Genomic DNA, 710 nt, shown 5'->3' with positions numbered 1-710 from the left:
CCTGCCCGTATTGGCGGGCATATTCAACGGCATCGGCAGCCGTAAACGTACGATAAAGCGACATTCCCCAACCGCTCTGTTCTCTCTCACTGACCCAGCGACTCTGATTATTTAGACGTAAAAGCATTTGGACGTCTATACATCTGGAAGTCATGTTGGCAGAATAGCGTTTCAGATGCAATAACCACGCAACACGGAATTAACCGCCGATGCAAGCGCTTAACACCACCAGTTTGACCCTGCGAGATAACCGCCTTTGGATCCTCGATCAGCAAGCTCTGCCGCAGGAAAAGCGGTGGCGGGCCTGCGACAGCGTGGAAGAGTTGGTCGGGCACATTCACAGCCTGCGGGTGCGCGGCGCGCCGCTGATCGGGCTGTCCGCCAGCCTGCTGTTGGCGCTGCTGGCGGAACGCGGTCTGCCGCGCGCCGAGCTGGAACAGGCGCTGCACACGCTGCGCGCCGCCCGCCCGACGGCGGTTAACCTGATGAACAATCTGGATCGCATGAAGCTGGCGCTGGCGGAGCCTGACTGGGCGCCGGCGATGGTGAACGAAGCGCTGCGGCTGGTGGAGGAAGATCGCCGGCTGTGCGATCGCATCGCCGATCACGGCGCTGGGCTGGTCAAGCCCGGCAGCCGCCTGCTGACCCACTGCAATACCGGCGGGTTGGCCACCGCCGGCGTCGGCACCGCCATCGGGGTGCTGCTGCGC

Annotated in this window: 1 pseudogene; it reads left to right on the top strand. The window is 62.8% G+C overall.

The annotated features are described in order from the left end of the window. Window positions 1-209: 209 nt before the first annotated feature. Window positions 210-710: pseudogene (locus tag SO140_RS46270) on the top strand (S-methyl-5-thioribose-1-phosphate isomerase); the annotation flags it as partial.

It is taken from the genome of Bradyrhizobium sp. UFLA05-108 (assembly GCF_059803455.1).
Note: the sequence above shows the minus strand (reverse complement) of the source record. Positions and strands in the feature narration are given on the sequence as shown.